The sequence below is a fragment of the Bradyrhizobium sp. ma5 genome, assembly GCF_042258955.1.
Lineage (GTDB): Bacteria > Pseudomonadota > Alphaproteobacteria > Rhizobiales > Xanthobacteraceae > Bradyrhizobium.
On sequence record NZ_CP170156.1, the window covers coordinates 7,001,085 to 7,016,783 of the forward strand.

General features: G+C 64.2%; 21 protein-coding genes. 12 read left to right on the forward strand and 9 right to left on the reverse strand.

Annotated features, from left to right (window positions below):
- Positions 1 to 42 precede the first annotated feature (42 nt).
- Positions 43 to 570 carry a collagen-like protein gene (locus tag ACE103_RS33005; protein ID WP_375776439.1) on the forward strand — a complete coding sequence of 176 codons (528 nt, stop codon included), beginning with the start codon at positions 43 to 45 and terminating at the stop codon, positions 568 to 570.
- A 72-nt stretch (positions 571 to 642) separates the two neighbouring features.
- On the opposite strand, the gene ACE103_RS33010 is transcribed toward ACE103_RS33005, so the two are convergent.
- Together ACE103_RS33010 and ACE103_RS33015 are read right to left on the reverse strand one after the other, a co-directional pair.
- Entirely contained in the window at positions 643 to 870 is a 228-nt protein-coding gene (locus ACE103_RS33010) for a hypothetical protein (protein ID WP_375776440.1), read from the reverse strand.
- Between the two features lie 86 nt (positions 871 to 956).
- Complete coding sequence (locus ACE103_RS33015; RefSeq protein ID WP_375776441.1) at positions 957 to 1,223, reverse strand: DUF2277 domain-containing protein; 267 nt, start codon at positions 1,221 to 1,223, stop codon at positions 957 to 959.
- 119 nt (positions 1,224 to 1,342) lie between these two features.
- Between ACE103_RS33015 and ACE103_RS33020 the strand changes: the two genes are divergently transcribed.
- Positions 1,343 to 1,588, forward strand: coding sequence for a DUF2188 domain-containing protein (locus ACE103_RS33020; protein WP_016840968.1), 246 nt, complete (start codon positions 1,343 to 1,345; stop codon positions 1,586 to 1,588).
- Between the two features lie 14 nt (positions 1,589 to 1,602).
- Here the strand turns inward: ACE103_RS33020 and ACE103_RS33025 are convergent, their stop codons facing one another.
- Positions 1,603 to 2,292 carry an ArsR/SmtB family transcription factor gene (locus ACE103_RS33025; protein WP_375776442.1) on the reverse strand — a complete coding sequence of 230 codons (690 nt, stop codon included), beginning with the start codon at positions 2,290 to 2,292 and terminating at the stop codon, positions 1,603 to 1,605.
- Between the two features lie 136 nt (positions 2,293 to 2,428).
- Here ACE103_RS33025 and ACE103_RS33030 point away from each other — a divergent pair, with 136 nt between their 5' ends.
- The 5 genes from ACE103_RS33030 to ACE103_RS33050 all read left to right on the forward strand — a co-directional run bounded on the left by ACE103_RS33030 (position 2,429) and on the right by ACE103_RS33050 (position 5,434).
- The gene (locus tag ACE103_RS33030; RefSeq protein ID WP_375776443.1) at positions 2,429 to 2,830 is read left to right on the forward strand and encodes a nuclear transport factor 2 family protein; all 402 of its coding nucleotides are present in this window, start codon (positions 2,429 to 2,431) and stop codon (positions 2,828 to 2,830) included.
- Between the two features lie 107 nt (positions 2,831 to 2,937).
- Positions 2,938 to 3,999 carry an alpha/beta fold hydrolase gene (locus tag ACE103_RS33035; protein WP_375781233.1) on the forward strand — a complete coding sequence of 354 codons (1,062 nt, stop codon included), beginning with the start codon at positions 2,938 to 2,940 and terminating at the stop codon, positions 3,997 to 3,999.
- A 17-nt stretch (positions 4,000 to 4,016) separates the two neighbouring features.
- On the forward strand, positions 4,017 to 4,364 hold the full coding sequence (locus tag ACE103_RS33040; RefSeq protein ID WP_375776444.1) for an MmcQ/YjbR family DNA-binding protein: 348 nt from the start codon (positions 4,017 to 4,019) through the stop codon (positions 4,362 to 4,364).
- Between the two features lie 158 nt (positions 4,365 to 4,522).
- Positions 4,523 to 4,876 carry a hypothetical protein gene (locus ACE103_RS33045; protein WP_375776445.1) on the forward strand — a complete coding sequence of 118 codons (354 nt, stop codon included), beginning with the start codon at positions 4,523 to 4,525 and terminating at the stop codon, positions 4,874 to 4,876.
- Positions 4,877 to 5,023: 147 nt separating this feature from the next.
- Positions 5,024 to 5,434: a hypothetical protein gene (locus tag ACE103_RS33050; RefSeq protein ID WP_375776446.1), complete on the forward strand. Its 411-nt coding sequence runs from the start codon at positions 5,024 to 5,026 to the stop codon at positions 5,432 to 5,434.
- 96 nt (positions 5,435 to 5,530) lie between these two features.
- Here ACE103_RS33050 and bfr read toward each other — a convergent pair whose 3' ends face one another.
- Together bfr and ACE103_RS33060 are read right to left on the reverse strand one after the other, a co-directional pair.
- Positions 5,531 to 6,019 carry a bacterioferritin gene (gene bfr, locus ACE103_RS33055; RefSeq protein ID WP_163155403.1) on the reverse strand — a complete coding sequence of 163 codons (489 nt, stop codon included), beginning with the start codon at positions 6,017 to 6,019 and terminating at the stop codon, positions 5,531 to 5,533.
- Positions 6,020 to 6,244: 225 nt separating this feature from the next.
- The gene (locus ACE103_RS33060; protein ID WP_223969799.1) at positions 6,245 to 6,517 is read right to left on the reverse strand and encodes a bacterioferritin-associated ferredoxin; all 273 of its coding nucleotides are present in this window, start codon (positions 6,515 to 6,517) and stop codon (positions 6,245 to 6,247) included.
- Positions 6,518 to 6,902: 385 nt separating this feature from the next.
- Between ACE103_RS33060 and ACE103_RS33065 the strand changes: the two genes are divergently transcribed.
- Positions 6,903 to 7,208, forward strand: coding sequence for a hypothetical protein (locus ACE103_RS33065; RefSeq protein ID WP_050422015.1), 306 nt, complete (start codon positions 6,903 to 6,905; stop codon positions 7,206 to 7,208).
- A gap of 236 nt (positions 7,209 to 7,444) precedes the next feature.
- The gene (locus ACE103_RS33070; protein ID WP_212311628.1) at positions 7,445 to 7,729 is read left to right on the forward strand and encodes a hypothetical protein; all 285 of its coding nucleotides are present in this window, start codon (positions 7,445 to 7,447) and stop codon (positions 7,727 to 7,729) included.
- An 82-nt stretch (positions 7,730 to 7,811) separates the two neighbouring features.
- On the opposite strand, the gene ACE103_RS33075 is transcribed toward ACE103_RS33070, so the two are convergent.
- Positions 7,812 to 9,044 (reverse strand): lytic murein transglycosylase, encoded by a 1,233-nt coding sequence (locus ACE103_RS33075; protein ID WP_375776447.1) that lies wholly within the window; start codon positions 9,042 to 9,044, stop codon positions 7,812 to 7,814.
- A gap of 82 nt (positions 9,045 to 9,126) precedes the next feature.
- Here ACE103_RS33075 and ACE103_RS33080 point away from each other — a divergent pair, with 82 nt between their 5' ends.
- Positions 9,127 to 10,218, forward strand: a complete 1,092-nt coding sequence (locus ACE103_RS33080) for a toll/interleukin-1 receptor domain-containing protein (protein WP_375776448.1) — start codon at positions 9,127 to 9,129, stop codon at positions 10,216 to 10,218.
- A gap of 30 nt (positions 10,219 to 10,248) precedes the next feature.
- On the opposite strand, the gene ACE103_RS33085 is transcribed toward ACE103_RS33080, so the two are convergent.
- Positions 10,249 to 10,833 carry a TIGR00645 family protein gene (locus tag ACE103_RS33085; RefSeq protein WP_375776449.1) on the reverse strand — a complete coding sequence of 195 codons (585 nt, stop codon included), beginning with the start codon at positions 10,831 to 10,833 and terminating at the stop codon, positions 10,249 to 10,251.
- 166 nt (positions 10,834 to 10,999) lie between these two features.
- The gene (gene ettA, locus ACE103_RS33090; protein WP_223969335.1) at positions 11,000 to 12,649 is read right to left on the reverse strand and encodes an energy-dependent translational throttle protein EttA; all 1,650 of its coding nucleotides are present in this window, start codon (positions 12,647 to 12,649) and stop codon (positions 11,000 to 11,002) included.
- A gap of 273 nt (positions 12,650 to 12,922) precedes the next feature.
- On the opposite strand from ettA, the gene ACE103_RS33095 reads away from it, so the two are divergent.
- The gene (locus tag ACE103_RS33095; protein WP_223969337.1) at positions 12,923 to 13,165 is read left to right on the forward strand and encodes a hypothetical protein; all 243 of its coding nucleotides are present in this window, start codon (positions 12,923 to 12,925) and stop codon (positions 13,163 to 13,165) included.
- A gap of 125 nt (positions 13,166 to 13,290) precedes the next feature.
- The gene (locus tag ACE103_RS33100) at positions 13,291 to 14,253 is read left to right on the forward strand and encodes a D-2-hydroxyacid dehydrogenase family protein (RefSeq protein WP_375776450.1); all 963 of its coding nucleotides are present in this window, start codon (positions 13,291 to 13,293) and stop codon (positions 14,251 to 14,253) included.
- Positions 14,254 to 14,328: 75 nt separating this feature from the next.
- Here ACE103_RS33100 and ACE103_RS33105 read toward each other — a convergent pair whose 3' ends face one another.
- Positions 14,329 to 15,564, reverse strand: coding sequence for a L,D-transpeptidase family protein (locus ACE103_RS33105; RefSeq protein WP_375776451.1), 1,236 nt, complete (start codon positions 15,562 to 15,564; stop codon positions 14,329 to 14,331).
- Between the last annotated feature and the right edge of the window lie 135 nt (positions 15,565 to 15,699).

The window sequence follows — 15,699 nt, forward strand, 5'->3', positions numbered from 1 at the left end:
ACCTCTGTTACAAGCGGCTTCAAATCGCGACGGAGCATAGCAGTGGCTGACGAGACAGTTTCCCGCCAGGGGTCACGAGGGGCGCAGGGGCCGCAGGGCCGTCAGGGCGAGCCGGGAAAGCCCGGACCGCAGGGACATCCGGGGCGGCCGGGGCCGGAAGGTGCGCGCGGCAAGCCGGGTCCGCAGGGCAAGGCCGGCGTGGTCGGAAAGGCTGGCCCCCAGGGCAAGCCGGGCGCGCAAGGCAAGGCTGGCGTGCAGGGTCCGCGCGGCGAGGCTGGTCAACAGGGCCCGCAGGGTCCGGCCGGCTCGCGTGGTGAAGCCGGCCCGCCCGGCCAATTGCCGTCGATCGAGCAAGTGATGCCGTGGCTGCACATGATCTTCGACGCCTGGGAAGACTACAAGCGCACCAAGGAGCGCGAAGCCGCAGAACTCGCCGAGCGCGATGCCGCCGAGCGCGCGGCAGCCGAGGCGATCGCCCTTGACGTCGACGCGATCGATTTCGCTGAGGATGACGACGAGGACGACGACCACAAGAAAAAGAAGAAGCACCGCAAGAAGGACAAGAAGTAACCCTTCTTGTCATCGCGCAGCGACACGGCCAGCGAAATCCGTGTCGCGCTCGATGCTCAGCGCGCTCGATGCTCACCGCTCGGTGCCCGGATTGGCCGGAGGATCGGACGGCCGGGCGAGTTGCATGAGCTGGAAGACCCAGCGCATCGCGTAGTACCAGGCAACACCGGCGAACGCCCCGCAGGCCGACAGAATGATCACGTTGGCGAGGTCGATCGTGCCGCTCGACCACAGCATGCCGCAGGTCCAGAGCACGGCGAACGCAACCGAGCACAATGTGAGCAGGGCGGCAGGCTTCATGGCGTTTGCTCCGGGACCGGGGTGAACGGCAATGATGCCTGGAGGCAAGGCGCCACACCGTGACCTGCATCACGGAATGCCCCGCCTCAGCCGAACCGCAGCCGCGAGCGCTCCCTCGCCTTCTCCGCCTCGATCTCGCGATCGCGCGCCGGCGACGTGGTCTGCAACGAGATCAGCAGCCTGCGCGCGGCGTCCGAGACCTCGGTCACGGCAAGGTTGAAGGCGGCCTCATTGGCCTGCGACGGCTTGTTGAAGCCGGACAATTTACGCACGAATTGCAGCGCGGAAGCGTGGATCTCGTCCTCGGTGGCGGGCGGCTCGAAGTTGAACAGTGTCTTGATATTGCGGCACATGTCGGTCTCCCTCGCCCGCATCTCGGGGCTTGCGTCTCAAAGACGATCGGCTGCTGCAAAATACGACATCGTGGTCTATTCTGGCAGCCTCATCGTCCACGATGGAAACGAGGTTCCGGATGAGCCACGTGATCTACAAGGTTGTCCAGCACGATGGCGGCTGGGCCTATACCGTCAACGGAGTGTTCTCGGAACCGTTTCCAACCCATGCCGCGGCGCTTGCCGCCGCCCGGCGCGCCGCCAATGAGCAGCGCGTTCCCGGGCGCACCGAGGCGATCCAGTACGAGACGTCGGACGGCAAATGGCTGACCGAAACCGCCTCCGGCAATGACCGCCCGGAGACCGAGGTCGAGGACGGCCGCTAGCACCGTGCGCGGGTTCAGAATGGAACCTGCACGCCGAGCCGGTCGAAGAACGCCCGCCCCTGGTCCGTGATCCGCAGCGCGCGCGGAATCCGATGCGGCGCGACGCCGCGCATCGCGACCAGCCGCGCCAGCACGGCATTGGCGAACGGACCGGCGAGATGCGGCACGCGCTCGGTCCAGTCATTGCAGAGCCGCAGATGCGGCTGCCGCGTGGGATCGAAATCGATCTCTTCGGCGCGGCACCAGGCCAGCCCCTGCTCGGTCACGCGACCATCGCGGCCATCGATGATGACGAGGCGGCGGCGCACCAGCGCATTCGACAGCAGCACGCCGAGCTGGCCCGCCAGATGATGGTAGCAGGTGCGCGATCGCCTGAGCTGCTCGGCGGGCATCGCGCGCTTACGCCCGACAGTGGCCCTCGCTGCAAGATCGACCAGGTTCTCGATCAGCGCCGCGACGTCATCGTCCCTGATCCGGTAATATCTGAAGCGGCCCTGGGCCCATACCGACAGCACGCGCGCATCGACCAGCTTCTGCAGATGCGCACTGGCGCCTTGCGGCGAAACGCCGGCCAACGCGGCAAGCTCGCCTGCCGGCAGCGCCTTGCCGTCAGCCAGCGCGCTGACCATGGCCTCGCGCACCGGATCGCCCAATGCCTCGGCGATCCGCGAAAATCCCGTCTGCACGGATTGGGATGATCTCACCACATCGTCCTCCGGATCGCGCAACAACGTCCTATCCGCATTCACCGTGCCGTGAAACTCATTTCAGTTTTACCTGAAACGTCGCGGCGGCCTCTTCCGATCAAATCGGCGCCATCGGACGAAACAGGGAACAATCATGGCAGCCGACAATACCGACGCGGACCGCATCTACAAACTCTGGGACGAGGCCCTCGGCAACAAGGACCTCGAGGCAGCGTTGGCGCTTTATGCGCCCGATGCCTCGATCGAAAGCCCGCTGGTCCAGCACCTGATGCAGACCAAGGACGGGATCGTGCGGGGCCGCGAGGCGCTGCGCGAGTTCATCACGCGCGTGTTCCGCACCAACCCGCCGCAGCGACGGCGCTTCAAGCAAGGCTTCTTCAGCGACGGCCGAATTCTCACCTGGGAATATCCGCGCCAGTCTCCGGACGGCGATCAGATGGATCTCGTCGAGGTCATGGAGATCAAGGATGGTCTGATCCAGCGTCACCGGGTCTATTGGGGATGGTATGCGCTGAACGTGCTGAGGGCGAGCTGAACACATCTTCGCCAGCCACGCGGCGCAGCGCTCGGACAACGCTTTGCGTCATGCTAGACCTGCGCCTGAGCGGCTGGACAAACATGCCGTGCATGGGAAGAAGCATGATGTTCCGTTGGTGCGCGGCGCTTGTGGCCGCTTTCGTTTCGATGTCGGTACCGGCCATGGCTGCAGATTATCCCGCGCCGCAGGATGGCGAGTGGATCGCAAAGGACTTCAAGTTCCACAGCGGCGAGGTGATGCCGGAGCTACGGCTGCACTACACCACGGTCGGCGCGCCAACCGGGCAGCCGGTGCTGGTGCTGCACGGCTCCGGCGGCTCGGCGGCCAGCATGCTGACGCCGACCTTTGCCGGCCAGCTGTTCGGCCCGGGTCAGCCGCTTGATGCTGCGAAATACTACATCATCATCCCCGACGGCATCGGGCACGGCAAATCGTCGAAGCCGTCGGATGCGATGCGGACGAGCTTTCCGAAATACGACTACAACGACATGGTGGATGCACAGTACCGGCTGGTCACCGAAGGGCTCGGCATCAAGCACCTGCGGCTCGTGATCGGCAACTCGATGGGCGGCATGCACACCTGGATCTGGGGCGTGCGCTATCCACAGATGATGGACGCCCTGGTGCCGATGGCTTCGCAACCGACTGCGATGGCGGCGCGCAACTGGATCCTGCGCCGGACGATGCTGGAAACAATTCGCAACGATCCCGATTACAATGGCGGCAACTACACCAGCCAGCCGCGGATGATGAAATACGCCATCGCCGCCTATCGCTTCGCGAGCGCCGGCGGCACGCTCGGCTATCAGACGCTGGCGCCGTCAGCGCCGCAAGCCGACAAGATGGTCGACGACCAGCTGGCATTGCCGGTCACCGCAGACGCCAATGATTACATCTATCAATGGGAAGCCTCGCACGACTACGATCCGTCGGCGGGACTGGAGAAGATCGAGGCCACCTTGCTTGCGATCAACGCGGCCGACGATGAGCGCAATCCGCCGGAGACCGGTGTCACCGAGGCGGCGGTGAAGCGGATCAAGAACGGCAAGATCGACCTGATCCCGGCGAGCAGCGAGACCCGCGGCCACCTCACGACCGGCGATGCCAAGTTTTATGCCAGGCAGTTGCAGGAGCTGCTGCAGACGGCGCCGCAACACACGATGTAGCGATCGGGATCCAGGCGATGTCCGCAAGTCGCTTCCGCAATGTCGCGCTGAGCCTGCCCGAGGTGATTGAGGGCGCGCATCACGGCACCACCGACTTCCGCGTCGGCAACCGCATCTTCGCAACGCTCGGCTATCCCGACAAGGATTGGGGCATGGTGAAGCTGACGCCGGAGCAGCAGGCGGTGGTGGTCGAGGCCGAGCCGGATATCTTCCGGCCGGTGCCGGGCGGCTGGGGCAAGAGCGGCAGCACCAATGTCCGGCTCGCCAAAGCCGATCAGGTCACGCTGCGCAGCGCGCTCACAATGGCCCGCGACAATATCGCGGCAAAGGCCGCCCAGAAGGCACGCGCGAAGAAACCCGTCTGAGCGCGGCGATCCCGCACTGCATCACGGACAACAGCGCTGTCTCGCTGATTCTTTGGGCATGCATCTCGTGCGCGGTTCGTGCCTAATTGCACCAACATCGGATTCGCGCGCGAGACGATGCGCGCGTGTCACGCACAAGGTTGTCGCGGAGGGATGCGATGCGAAGGCTCACGCATGGCGCGATGCTTGCGTGGCTCGCCATGACGGCGGGCGCAGCGCTGGCGTTCGACAACGGCCAATACGACAACGTGCCGTCAGATATCCGCGCCTGGTTCAAGAGCGTGATCGCGCCGAACGGCGTGCCGTGCTGCGATATCTCCGACGGCCATCGCACGAGCTATGACGTTCGGGGCGGCGCCTATTGGGTGCCGATCGAGGGCGAATGGATGATGGTGCCGGAGCGCGCGATCATCCGCGATCGCGGCAATCCGGTCGGCGAGGCCGTGGTGTGGTACGTGCACCACCGCGGCAACATCATCATCAGCTGCTTCGTTCCGGCGGACGCCGTCTGAGGCCGTGCCCCGCAGTCGCGCCAATTTGAAACAGATACCTTCTGTTAACCTTACTTTTTAACCAATAATTAAGGATGAGTTTGCGGGCGCCCTCAGCCGCGGCCTAGCGTCTGCACAATGCTCCGTAACCGCGAGTTGGTGCCGGCCATGACTGATCGAACATATGGGGCGCTGATGGCGTCCCTTGGCGTTGCAGCGGTGCTGCTCGCTTCCTCGACCGCGACCTTTGCAAGATCCGGAACGGCGCCGCGCGGCACGTTTTCCGCGCACCATCCGGCCTTCCGTCATCATGTGCGCGCGCCCGGCATCGTGTTGCCGGACACGGGTGGATACTATGATGGCGCGGCGGACGTTCCCTTCGCCGCCGCGGTCCCGGCCCCGGCGTCGAACGACGTTCGCTACACCTACACCCAGGACGTGCCCTGGGATTGGGCGCATCGCTATCCGCCTGCCGTGGTGCCGTCGGATCGCCCCTATGTGTCGAGCTGCCCCACCGAGAGCGTGACGGTGCCCGGCCGCAACGGCGATCGCACCATCAACATCATCCGCTGCTACTGACCGATCACTCGATCCGGATCGCGAAAATGAAAGAGGCCGCCCGCAAGGACGGCCTCTCGCATTTTTGCAGACGCGCTTCAATCAGCGCGACGTCGATCAGGACTCCTCGCCCTTCAGATGACCGACGTGCTTCTGGGTGTAGAGCTCAAGACCGATGCGCTTGATCAGGTCGAGCTGGGTCTCGAGGAAGTCGATGTGGTCTTCCTCGTCCTTCATCAGCCTCTCGAACAGGTCGCGGCTGACATAGTCCTTGACGCCGTGGCAGTAGGTCGCCGCTTCCTGGTAGAGCGTGCGGGCGCCGATCTCGGCGGCCAGGTCACACTCGATGATCTCCTTGACGTCCTGGCCGATCTTCAGGGGATCGAGCACCTGCAGGTTCGGGAAGCCGTCGAGGAACAGGATGCGGTCGACGAATTTGTCGGCGTGCTCCATCTCCTCGATGGACTCCTTGCGCCAGACCTTGGCCATCTCCAGGAGGCCCCAATTGTTGAGCATCCGGTAGTGCAGCCAATACTGATTGATGGCGGTCAGTTCGCTGCGCAGCCCCTTGTTCAGATAATCGATGACCTTCGGGTCGCCTTGCATGATCCACTCCACCTGTCGCGGCCAAAACCGGCCAGCACTGAATTTAGAACGCTTCTAAATCAGATTGTCGGTGAGAGCAACCCTTCGCGGAAGCAGCGCGTGGATAACCGGATTCGGGGATTTGCGGAGGCAGAGCGTTTCCGGCGGCGTGGCAGCCGGATCGCATGAAGAAAACGCGTTGAAACGGGAAGCTTCGGTTCTGCGTCGATCAGAACCGGAAATGGCTTAGCAGGCCGCGAGCGCGAATTCGGCCGGCTCGGCGTCTTCGTTGGCGGCGTGCGGATGGCCGCTGTGGGGGCAACCCGAGCAGCAGGCCTTGGCGCAGGGGCCAAGCGCCTCGTCGATGATCGCCTTGATGGTGCGCGCGCAGCGGCCGCATTCGGCGCTACAGCCGAGGCAGCCATAAACCTGCTTTGCGCTTCGTGTCACAGACTCGCCGCCATTGACGGCATTGCGGACATCGTGGTCGCTGAGGACGTTACAGGAACAGACAATCATCAGATGAGGCGGGTCCAACGGGTGATGCTCGCCAATATGGATATTGTCGACCCCGGCCGGATGCAAAAGGAAAAAGCCGTTTTTGTAGCAATTCCAAACTGATGCGGGATTCATATTGGAATGAATCTAAATCGGTTGGCCCCGCCTTTCGGGAATAAGAGACCTGTCAGGCCGGTCTACCGGGCCAATCCCGCCTTCCATCGCCACAAGCACTGGTTCACGGCGGCTACGAGCTTGTGCGTTGCAAGATATGCCAAAAGCTGCAAGCATTTGGACGCGAATACGGCAGCGTCGTTCATTGATCATTCAAGCGGAATATGGAACCCTCAGGGCGAGACAGATCGCCCACGTACGCTGTCCCTGCTCCCGTGAGAAAGGTGAGGTCATGAAGAAGACATTGCTGGCGCTTTGCGCCGCCGCCACTCTGGCGGTTTCGGCTGTGGCGGTGCCCGCCCCCGCCCAGGCACAACGCGGTGTCGCCGCTGGCGTCGCTGCCGGATTGATCGGTGGCGCCATCGTCGGTGGCGCGATCGCATCGCAGAACGGCTATTACGGTCCCGGCTATGGCTACTACGCGCCCGGTCCGGCCTATGTCGCCGAGCCCGGTTACGGTCCCGATTGCTTCTGGCAGCGCCAGCGGTTCTGGGACGGCTACACCTGGCGCGTTCGCCGAGTCCGCGTTTGCGATTGATCGCCGTTCATCTCGATTAATTCGAACCAGATGTCCCGGAAAACCGACTGTTTGTCCGGGACATCTGCTGTAGAAGGCCAGAAAAACCGCTTTTCTACGCGATGAGCCTGCCGACGTTTACTTTCGGTTGACTGTTCTGCGCTGTTTAGCAAGACAGCAGTTCGAGATCAGCGTGTGAGTCACCTAAAACCCGGCGCCGAACCACGACGCCACCACCTTCCAGGAGAGCCAAAGACATGAAGAAGACTTTAGCTGCCCTTGTCGCCGTTACCACGCTTGCCGGTTCGCTGGCGGTTGCTCCGGCTGCCAAGGCTGGTGACGGCGGGGCCATCGCGGCCGGCGTTGCCGGTGGCCTGATCGGCGGCGCCCTGCTCGGCGGCGCGATCGCAGGCGCCCGTCCTGCCCCGGTCTATGTTGCACCGGCCCCGACCTACGTCGAAGAGGCTCCGTGCCGCTGGGTTCGTGAGCGCTTCTGGGACGGCTACGGCTGGCGCTTCCGTCGCATCCAGGTTTGCGACTGATCGATCGACGCTATCAGCATCACACTCGAAAACCCGGCCTTGCGGCCGGGTTTTTGTTTTCGTCACCAGGCAGGCTTGGTAATCAGCGCTGCCCGTTCATCGCGCGCAGCACCGCCTCGCTCGGCCAGCAATCGACCTTGAGCCCGGCCTGCTTCTGATAGGCGCCGAGCGCGGCACGGGTCTGCATCCCGGCCTTGCCGTCGAGCTTGTCCTTGTACAGCCCGATCTTCGTGAGCTGCTGCTGCATCGCCTCGACATCGGCGGAGCGCAGCTGCTTCGACGCCGACCATGGCGTCGCGAACGGCTGCGGGCTTGTCATGCGGTCGGCGAGATGGCCGACGAAAAGCACGTAGAGATCGGAGAAATTGTATTCCTTGATCACGAAGTAGTTCGGCGTGGTCAGGAAGGCCGGACCGTAGATGCCTTCGGGCTGCAGCAGCGAGGCCGACTGCGCCTGCTCGGTGGCGCTGAGCCTCGCGCCGCGCACCGGCACGAAGCCTGCCCGCAACCACTGGCTGATCGGTTTTGTCACTTCGGGCACACCGATCGTGCAATCGGCATTGGCGGGTGCCGCAACCTCGTAGGCCCAGCGCACGCCCGGCTGCCAGCCCTTGTTGACGAGCTGTTGCGCGGCGGAGGCGAGCGCGTCGGGCACCGAGTGCCAGATGTCCACCTTGCCGTCGCCGTCGAGGTCGACGCCGTGCTTGTAATATTCCGACGGCAGGAACTGGGTGTAGCCGGTCGCCCCCGCCCACGACGAGCGCAGCTCCTTGCGCGTCACGGCGCCCTCGCCGAGGATCTTCAGCGCGAGGATGAACTCGGTGCGGTACTGATCCTTGCGGCGGCCGACATAGGCCTGCGTCGCCACCACGCGCAGTGTGTCGTAGGGCAGCGAATAGCGGCCGTAGTCGGTCTCGCGGCCCCAGATCGCCAGCACGATGGTGGGGGGAACGCCGAACCGTTTCTCGATCGCGTCGAGCGACGGACGATACTTCTGCAACAGCCGCTGCCCCTCGGTGGCGAGCCGCGCGATCGAGGCTTCCTTGATGTAGTCGGCCGGCACCTGCACGAACTCGGCCTGCGCCGGCGCGCCGGTCTTCGGACGTCCCGGCAGAATCAGGTCGGGCAGCTTGTAGTCCGGTTCAAGCCCGCGCGTCTCGCGATCGAAGGTTTCGCGCGACACGCCGGCCGCCTTGGCTTCCGGCCACAGCGAGGCGATGAACTGGGTGAACGCGGCGTCGGCGGCGTATGCGGGCCGTTGCAGCGGCGCACACAGCAGCACCGCGCATGCGACGATGGTGGCAGGCCATTTCATGATCGGTCTCACCTTGCGGAAACAGGCATTGCAACGTGGATTCGGCAATGTCAGAATTCAATTCTGGGTGGTAAGTTTTGCCATGCGCATATTTTTGTCATTTCCCTCCGAACTGGAATCGCAGGCTGACAACATCGCTCAGTCCCTGCGCAATTGCGACCATGACGTTTTCTTTTCGCACGACGATCTCCCGCCGGGCGACAGTTTCGATGCGCGCGTCGAAAAAGCCATCGAAAGCAGCGATTTTATGGTGTTCCTGATCAGCCCGGAATCGGTGACCAAGGGACGCTACACTTTGAGCGAGCTCGCCTTCGCCCGAGCCAGATGGCCGAACCCGAGCAACCGCGTGCTGCCGGTGATGATGGCGCCGACCCCGCTCGACCAGGTCCCGGCCTATCTCAAGGCGGTCACGATCCTGGAGCCGCAGGGCAGTGCTGCCGCCGAGACGCGGGCCGCGGTGGACCGCATGCTGGCGGCGGAGCGCGCGCAGTCGGGCGGCCGGTCCATTTTGCCGTTCCTCGTGCTGGCGCTTGCGTCCGCCGTCGTGTGCAGCCTGGTCGCGACCTATGCGCTCAACGTTCTGCAATATTCGTTCGTCGTCTCAGACGCGGGCGGGATCACGATCCTGCCAGGGGTGATCTTCGGCGCGGCGATCGCCGCCTGCAATGTCGTGTTCGGCGCCAAGGACCGGTTTCAGCTGGCGCTGGTGGTCGCCATCACGACCGCGGCATGGATCGCGGCCTATGATGCCAGCGCCGTCACGCTTCAGGCGCTCGGCCAGTACGCGAAGACCGTCCCGGTCGACGGCAATGCCGCGAGCCCGGCCCAGATCACCGAGACGCTCGGCAACAACCCATTGATGGGTTATCTGATCGGCGGCATCGGCGGCGCGGTGGGCGGAGCGATCACCATTCTCGGCGTGCTCCTGACCAACCCCGCGTTTAGGCGGATCGACAGCGTCGTGGTGACCTGGATCGCAGCCATCGCGGCCGGAACCATTTACGGTGCAATCGTCAGGCTGCCGACCTTGCTGGGCTGGCTGGTGCTGTTCGGCGTCTGGCAGACCGCGTTCATCCTTGCCATGGCCCGCGGATTTCCGCGCGGCGCGGCGCAGATCCCCGAATGGCTCGGCAGATCCGCGCCGGCATTGTTTGGCCAGCGCGCCGCGCGATGACGCCGCGCCAGCCATTAGTCGTTGTCCCGGCTAGTGCCCACCCTGCTGCTTGGCGCCCTCGATCGAGTCGTTCGACAGCTTGTCGACGAGGGCGATGCCGATGGCCGACAGGATGAAGACGCAGTGGATGATGGTCTGCCACATCACGCCGGTCTCGGTGTACGTGCTCTTGCCGGACGACAGCGCGCCGGCCTCGATGAAGGTGCGCAGCAGGTGGATCGAGGAGATGCCGATGATCGCCATCGCCAGCTTGATCTTCAGCACGCTGGCGTTGACGTGGCTGAGCCATTCCGGCTCGTCCGGATGTCCCTGCAGATTGAGGCGCGACACGAAGGTCTCATAGCCGCCGACGATCACCATCACCAGCAGGTTCGAGATCATGACGACGTCGATCAGGCCGAGGACGGCCAGCATGATCTGCTGCTCGCTGAAATCGAAGGCATGGGCGAACAGGTGCCACAGCTCCTTCAGGAACAGCACGACATAGACGCCCTGGGCGATGATCAGGCCGACATAGAGCGGCAATTGCAGCCAGCGCGATCCGAAGATCAGCATGGGAACGGGACGCAGCGACCGGCCCTTGGAGCGGGCGGGCGCGTCTGATAGTGCGGACATGTCGGGGTGCTCGCGGAATTGAGAATTGCGGAGCGCTCTATCTACGCAATCCCGCGCGCTTGAAAAGCGACAACTGGCCGCAGATTTGCGCCGCGATGCCGTCATGATCCTGCAAAGAGGAACAGCCGAACGCGGCGCGATGGCCGCGTTCGACTGCTTTGACCTATCAGCGCGTGAGCTTCTTGTATTTCACGCGGTGCGGGATGATGCTGTCCTGGCCGAGGCGGCGCATCTTGTCCTTTTCGTAATCCTGGAAGTTGCCTTCGAACCATTCGACATGGCTGTCGCCCTCGAAGGCCAGGATGTGGGTCGCGATGCGGTCGAGGAACCAGCGATCATGGCTGATGATGACGGCGCAACCGGCGAAATCCTCCAGCGCCTCTTCCAGCGCACGCAGCGTGTCGACGTCGAGGTCGTTGGTCGGTTCGTCGAGCAGCAGCACGTTGGCGCCCGACTTCAGCATCTTGGCGAGATGCACGCGGTTGCGTTCACCGCCCGACAGCGCGCCGACCTTCTTCTGCTGGTCGGCGCCCTTGAAGTTGAACGACGAGCAATAGCCGCGCGAGTTGACTTCCTTCTTGCCGAGCAGGATCAGCTCGTTGTTGCCTGAGATCTCCTCCCACACCGTCTTCTTGCCGTCGAGCGCGTCGCGCGACTGGTCGACATAGCCAAGATGCACGCTCTCGCCGACGGTGATGGAGCCCTTGTCGGGTTCCTCCTGCTTGGTGATCATCCTGAACAGCGTGGTCTTGCCGGCGCCGTTGGCACCGATCACGCCGACGATGCCGCCCGGCGGCAGCTTGAAGGTGAGATCGTCGATCAGCATGCGGTCGCCAAAACCCTTGCTGAGGCCTTCGAAGTCCACCACGTTCTGGCCGAGACGCTCGGCGACCGGAATCGTGATCTGCGCGGTCTGGGTCTGCTTTTCGCTGGCCTGCTTCAGCAGGTCCTCATAGCGCTGATAGCGCGCCTTCGACTTGGCCTGGCGTGCCTTCGGAGACGACGCAATCCACTCCTGCTCGCGGGCCAGCGTCTTCTGGTGGGCGGCGTCTTCGCGGCCCTCCTGCTCGAGCCGCTTCTGCTTCTGCACCAGCCAGGACGAGTAGTTGCCCTCGTAAGGAATGCCGCGGCCGCGATCGAGCTCGAGGATCCAGCTCGTGACATTGTCGAGGAAGTAGCGATCGTGGGTGACGATCAGGATCGCGCCGGGATAGTTGCGCAGATGGCCTTCGAGCCATGACACCGACTCAGCGTCGAGATGGTTGGTCGGTTCGTCCAGCAGCAGCAATTCCGGCTGGTCGAGCAACAGGCGGCACAGCGCGACGCGGCGGCGTTCACCGCCCGACAGTTTTGTGACATCGGCATCGTCCGGCGGGCAGCGCAACGCGTCCATCGCCTGGTCGACCTTGCTGTCGAGATCCCACAGGCCCTGCGCCTCGATCTCGTCCTGCAGCTTGGTCATCTCGTCGGCCGTCTCGTCCGAATAGTTGACCGCAAGCTCGTTGTAGCGGTCGAGGATCGCCTTCTGCTTGGCGACGCCGAGCATGACGTTCTCACGGACGTTGAGTGCGGGATCAAGGTGCGGCTCCTGCTCGAGATAGCCGACGCGGGCGCCCTCGGCGACCCAGGCCTCGCCGTTATATTCCTTGTCGAGGCCGGCCATGATCTTGAGCAGCGTCGACTTGCCCGAGCCGTTGACGCCGAGCACGCCGATCTTGGCGTCCGGATAGAAGCTCAGATGGATGTTATCGAGCACCTTGCGGGTCGGATACGCCTTGGTCAGACCCTGCATGAAATAGATGAACTGGCGAGCCATCCGCTGTCCCTGGAATTGATCCGATTTAAAGGAAATTTTGCTGCCGCCGATGTAACGGCCGGCCCCCGAAAGCGCAACCGCAGGGCGGTTGTTTTCCATCCGTTCACCACGTTCCGTCCATTCGCCACGGGTGATTACGGGTTCGACACCATGTGCGCGCCGAATCACGACAATTGAAACCATCTTTTAATAAATCAGGCCAAAACTCGTCTCCAACGCCGAAAAACGGCGATTTTCGCGGCAGAACCGCGACCAAACAGTTGAGGCCACGTCATGGCTACCATCATTTCAGCACCTCTTTCGCGCTCCACGACCAAACGCGAGGCGACGCTGTTCGCCGAATTCAGCGCCTTCTGGCGGGCTTTCGTTGCCAAGGCTTTCCATCCCTACCGGCCGGAACTGCACTATATGCGCGGCCCGGGTCCGGCCTGCCGTGCCAAGCAGATGGCGCTGTCGCCGGCGGTCCGCTCGATGCTCGTCGATATCCGCACCGCGAAGACGCGCAAGCCATCCTGAGCCGTTCGGCAATCGCCGCATTTTGAACCTGCGGCCGCTTGCGCGCCTGCCGATTGCGCGCGACCATCCGGGGCTCCCCGACGGTTGATTTTCCGCCGTCGCCTCACCCTGAATGGACCTTTCCGATGACGCGGCTCCGCTGTGCAATCCTCGACGACTATTTCGACATCGCGCTTTCGCTGGCCGACTGGCCGGCGATCACGGATCGCGTCGAGGTCACCGTGTTCGACCAGCCGTTCGCGAGCGAGGCGGAGGCAGCGGCCAAGCTGAAGGACTTCGAGATCATCTGCGCGATGCGCGAGCGCACGCCGTTCCCGCGCAGCCTGCTCGACGCGCTGCCGAAGCTGAAGCTCATGATCACGTCGGGCATGCGCAACGCCGCGATCGACATGGAGGCCGCCAAGCAGCGCAACGTGGTGCTGTGCGGCACCCAATATAGCCGCGATCCCACCGCGCCGCTGACCATGGGCCTGATCCTCGAATTGACCCGCGGCATCGGCCGCGAGAATGCGCGGATGCACGCCGGCGAGGCGTGGCAGAGCTTTGCCGGCACCGAGATCGAGGGCAAGACGCTCGGTGTCATCGGCCTCGGCAAGCTCGGCAGCAAGGTCGCCGGCATGGCCAAGGCGTTCGGCATGAACGTGATCGCCTGGAGCCCCAACCTGACGCCGGAGAAATGCAAGGAGGCCGGCGTCGGCTACGCCAGCAAGGACGAGCTGTTCGCGACATCAGACATCATCACCATCCATGTCGTGCTGAGCCCGCGCTCACGCGGACTGGTCGGCGCTGCCGATCTCGCCCGCATGAAGCCGTCTGCCTATCTCGTCAACACCGCGCGCGGGCCGATCGTCGACGAAGACGCCCTGCTTGCGGCGCTGCGCGACAAGAAGATCGCCGGCGCCGGCATCGACGTGTTCTCGGTCGAGCCGCTGCCATCAGACCACCCGCTCCGCAAGCTCGACAACGTGGTGATCACGCCGCACCTCGGCTATGCGACGCGCGAGAGCTTGCAGGCGCACTATCAGCAGATGGTCGCGTGCATCGACGCCTTCACCAAGGGCAGCGAGCCGCCGCGGCGGCTGGCCTGAGATCGGACATCGATCGGCAAACAAAAAAGGCGCGCTGTTCGCGCGCCTTTTTCAATGATGAGTTTGCCGGTTGGCCTAGCGCACCGTGACCGGTGCGGGCAGCGGCTGGACCGAGGTCGGCTGCGTGCCGGGCAGCGGCGCGGCCTGAGCGGGGGCCATCGGGTTGGGCGGCGGCGCGGCGGAAGCCGTCGTCGTGCCCGGGGCTGCGCCGCCGGGCAGCACAACCACACGGGTGCCGACCTTGGCGCGCTCGAACAGGTCCGAGACGTCCTCGTTCAGCATGCCGATGCAACCCGACGAGACGAACTTGCCGATGGTCGACGGCTGGTTGGTGCCGTGAATACGGTACACGGTCGAGCCGAGATACATCGCGCGGGCGCCGAGCGGGTTGCCGGGTCCGCCGGCCATGAAGCGCGGCAGATAGGGCTGGCGTTCGATCATCTCCGTCGGCGGATGCCAATCCGGCCACTCGGCCTTGCGGGTGATCTTCTGCACCCCGGTCCAGGTGAAGCCGTCGCGGCCGACACGGACGCCGTAGCGGATCGCCCGGCCATTGCCCAGGATGTAATACAGGTAGGTATTCGGCGTATCGACGACGATGGTGCCGGCCGGCTCCTTTGTCGCGAACGCCACTTCCTGGCGCCGCAGATTCGGGGCCAGTTGCGCCGGGCCGTCTTCCGGCTGCTCGTCCGCCGGCAGCGACGCGATCTGCAGCGGCTTGCCGTTGGCATCGACGGGCGCCTGCTGCTGCGGCACCGCTCCGGTCACGCCCTCGGGCGGACGCATGCCGCCGCGGTCGTCGCCATAGGACACGCCGGCTGCCGGAACGCCATTGTCGCGATTGGCTTGCTGCGCGCCCGGACGATCGCCATAGATCACCGGCGGCGGCCCCATCGGCCGGCCATAGCGCGGATCATCGGGCGACATCACCGGACCGGTCGGCGCACCACGGTCGGAGTAGACCGGCTGGGAATTCATCGGACGGCCGTAGCGCGGATCGTCCGGCGACATCACGGGACCGGCCGGCGCACCACGATCGGAATAGACCGGTGCATTCGTCGGGCGGCCATAGCGCGGGTCATCCGGCGACATCACCGGGCCGGGCGGCGGCAGCCCGGCCGAATTGCGCGGCGCATCTTCATCGTCGAGCGAGTCGAAATCCGGCATGTTGCCCTGCGAGTAGGGCTGCGGCGCGGCCGAATAGGCCGGGCCCTGGGGAACCGGATACCCCTGCTGCGCATGCGCAAGCGAGGTTCCCGCCACGCCGAGAGCCGCGGCAGCGCAAATCGTCAGAATGCGGTTGATCATCATTGCTCTGTTATAGTCCCCAAGCCACACCGGACTGTTAACGGCCCAATGCAGGAAGATAGCGGCGCATTCAAGACAAATCCGCGAAACCCGGGCCATTTCGGGCATTTGTGATTTGCCGTCAACGCTGCGGCAAAG

Excerpts from the sequence above, each read along its gene's own strand:
- ACE103_RS33105 (WP_375776451.1), bottom strand. The coding sequence starts at position 15,564 with ATGATGATCAACCGCATTCTGACGATTTGCGCTGCCGCGGCTCTCGGC.
- ACE103_RS33080 (WP_375776448.1), top strand. The coding sequence starts at position 9,127 with ATGCGCATATTTTTGTCATTTCCCTCCGAACTGGAATCGCAGGCTGAC.
- ACE103_RS33070 (WP_212311628.1), top strand. The coding sequence starts at position 7,445 with ATGAAGAAGACTTTAGCTGCCCTTGTCGCCGTTACCACGCTTGCCGGT.
- ettA (WP_223969335.1), bottom strand. The coding sequence starts at position 12,649 with ATGGCTCGCCAGTTCATCTATTTCATGCAGGGTCTGACCAAGGCGTAT.
- ACE103_RS33065 (WP_050422015.1), top strand. The coding sequence starts at position 6,903 with ATGAAGAAGACATTGCTGGCGCTTTGCGCCGCCGCCACTCTGGCGGTT.
- ACE103_RS33035 (WP_375781233.1), top strand. The coding sequence starts at position 2,938 with ATGTTCCGTTGGTGCGCGGCGCTTGTGGCCGCTTTCGTTTCGATGTCG.
- ACE103_RS33045 (WP_375776445.1), top strand. The coding sequence starts at position 4,523 with ATGCGAAGGCTCACGCATGGCGCGATGCTTGCGTGGCTCGCCATGACG.
- ACE103_RS33060 (WP_223969799.1), bottom strand. The coding sequence starts at position 6,517 with ATGATTGTCTGTTCCTGTAACGTCCTCAGCGACCACGATGTCCGCAAT.
- ACE103_RS33010 (WP_375776440.1), bottom strand. The coding sequence starts at position 870 with ATGAAGCCTGCCGCCCTGCTCACATTGTGCTCGGTTGCGTTCGCCGTG.
- ACE103_RS33040 (WP_375776444.1), top strand. The coding sequence starts at position 4,017 with ATGTCCGCAAGTCGCTTCCGCAATGTCGCGCTGAGCCTGCCCGAGGTG.
- ACE103_RS33085 (WP_375776449.1), bottom strand. The coding sequence starts at position 10,833 with ATGTCCGCACTATCAGACGCGCCCGCCCGCTCCAAGGGCCGGTCGCTG.
- bfr (WP_163155403.1), bottom strand. The coding sequence starts at position 6,019 with ATGCAAGGCGACCCGAAGGTCATCGATTATCTGAACAAGGGGCTGCGC.
- ACE103_RS33030 (WP_375776443.1), top strand. The coding sequence starts at position 2,429 with ATGGCAGCCGACAATACCGACGCGGACCGCATCTACAAACTCTGGGAC.
- ACE103_RS33015 (WP_375776441.1), bottom strand. The coding sequence starts at position 1,223 with ATGTGCCGCAATATCAAGACACTGTTCAACTTCGAGCCGCCCGCCACC.
- ACE103_RS33050 (WP_375776446.1), top strand. The coding sequence starts at position 5,024 with ATGACTGATCGAACATATGGGGCGCTGATGGCGTCCCTTGGCGTTGCA.
- ACE103_RS33100 (WP_375776450.1), top strand. The coding sequence starts at position 13,291 with ATGACGCGGCTCCGCTGTGCAATCCTCGACGACTATTTCGACATCGCG.
- ACE103_RS33020 (WP_016840968.1), top strand. The coding sequence starts at position 1,343 with ATGAGCCACGTGATCTACAAGGTTGTCCAGCACGATGGCGGCTGGGCC.
- ACE103_RS33075 (WP_375776447.1), bottom strand. The coding sequence starts at position 9,044 with ATGAAATGGCCTGCCACCATCGTCGCATGCGCGGTGCTGCTGTGTGCG.
- ACE103_RS33095 (WP_223969337.1), top strand. The coding sequence starts at position 12,923 with ATGGCTACCATCATTTCAGCACCTCTTTCGCGCTCCACGACCAAACGC.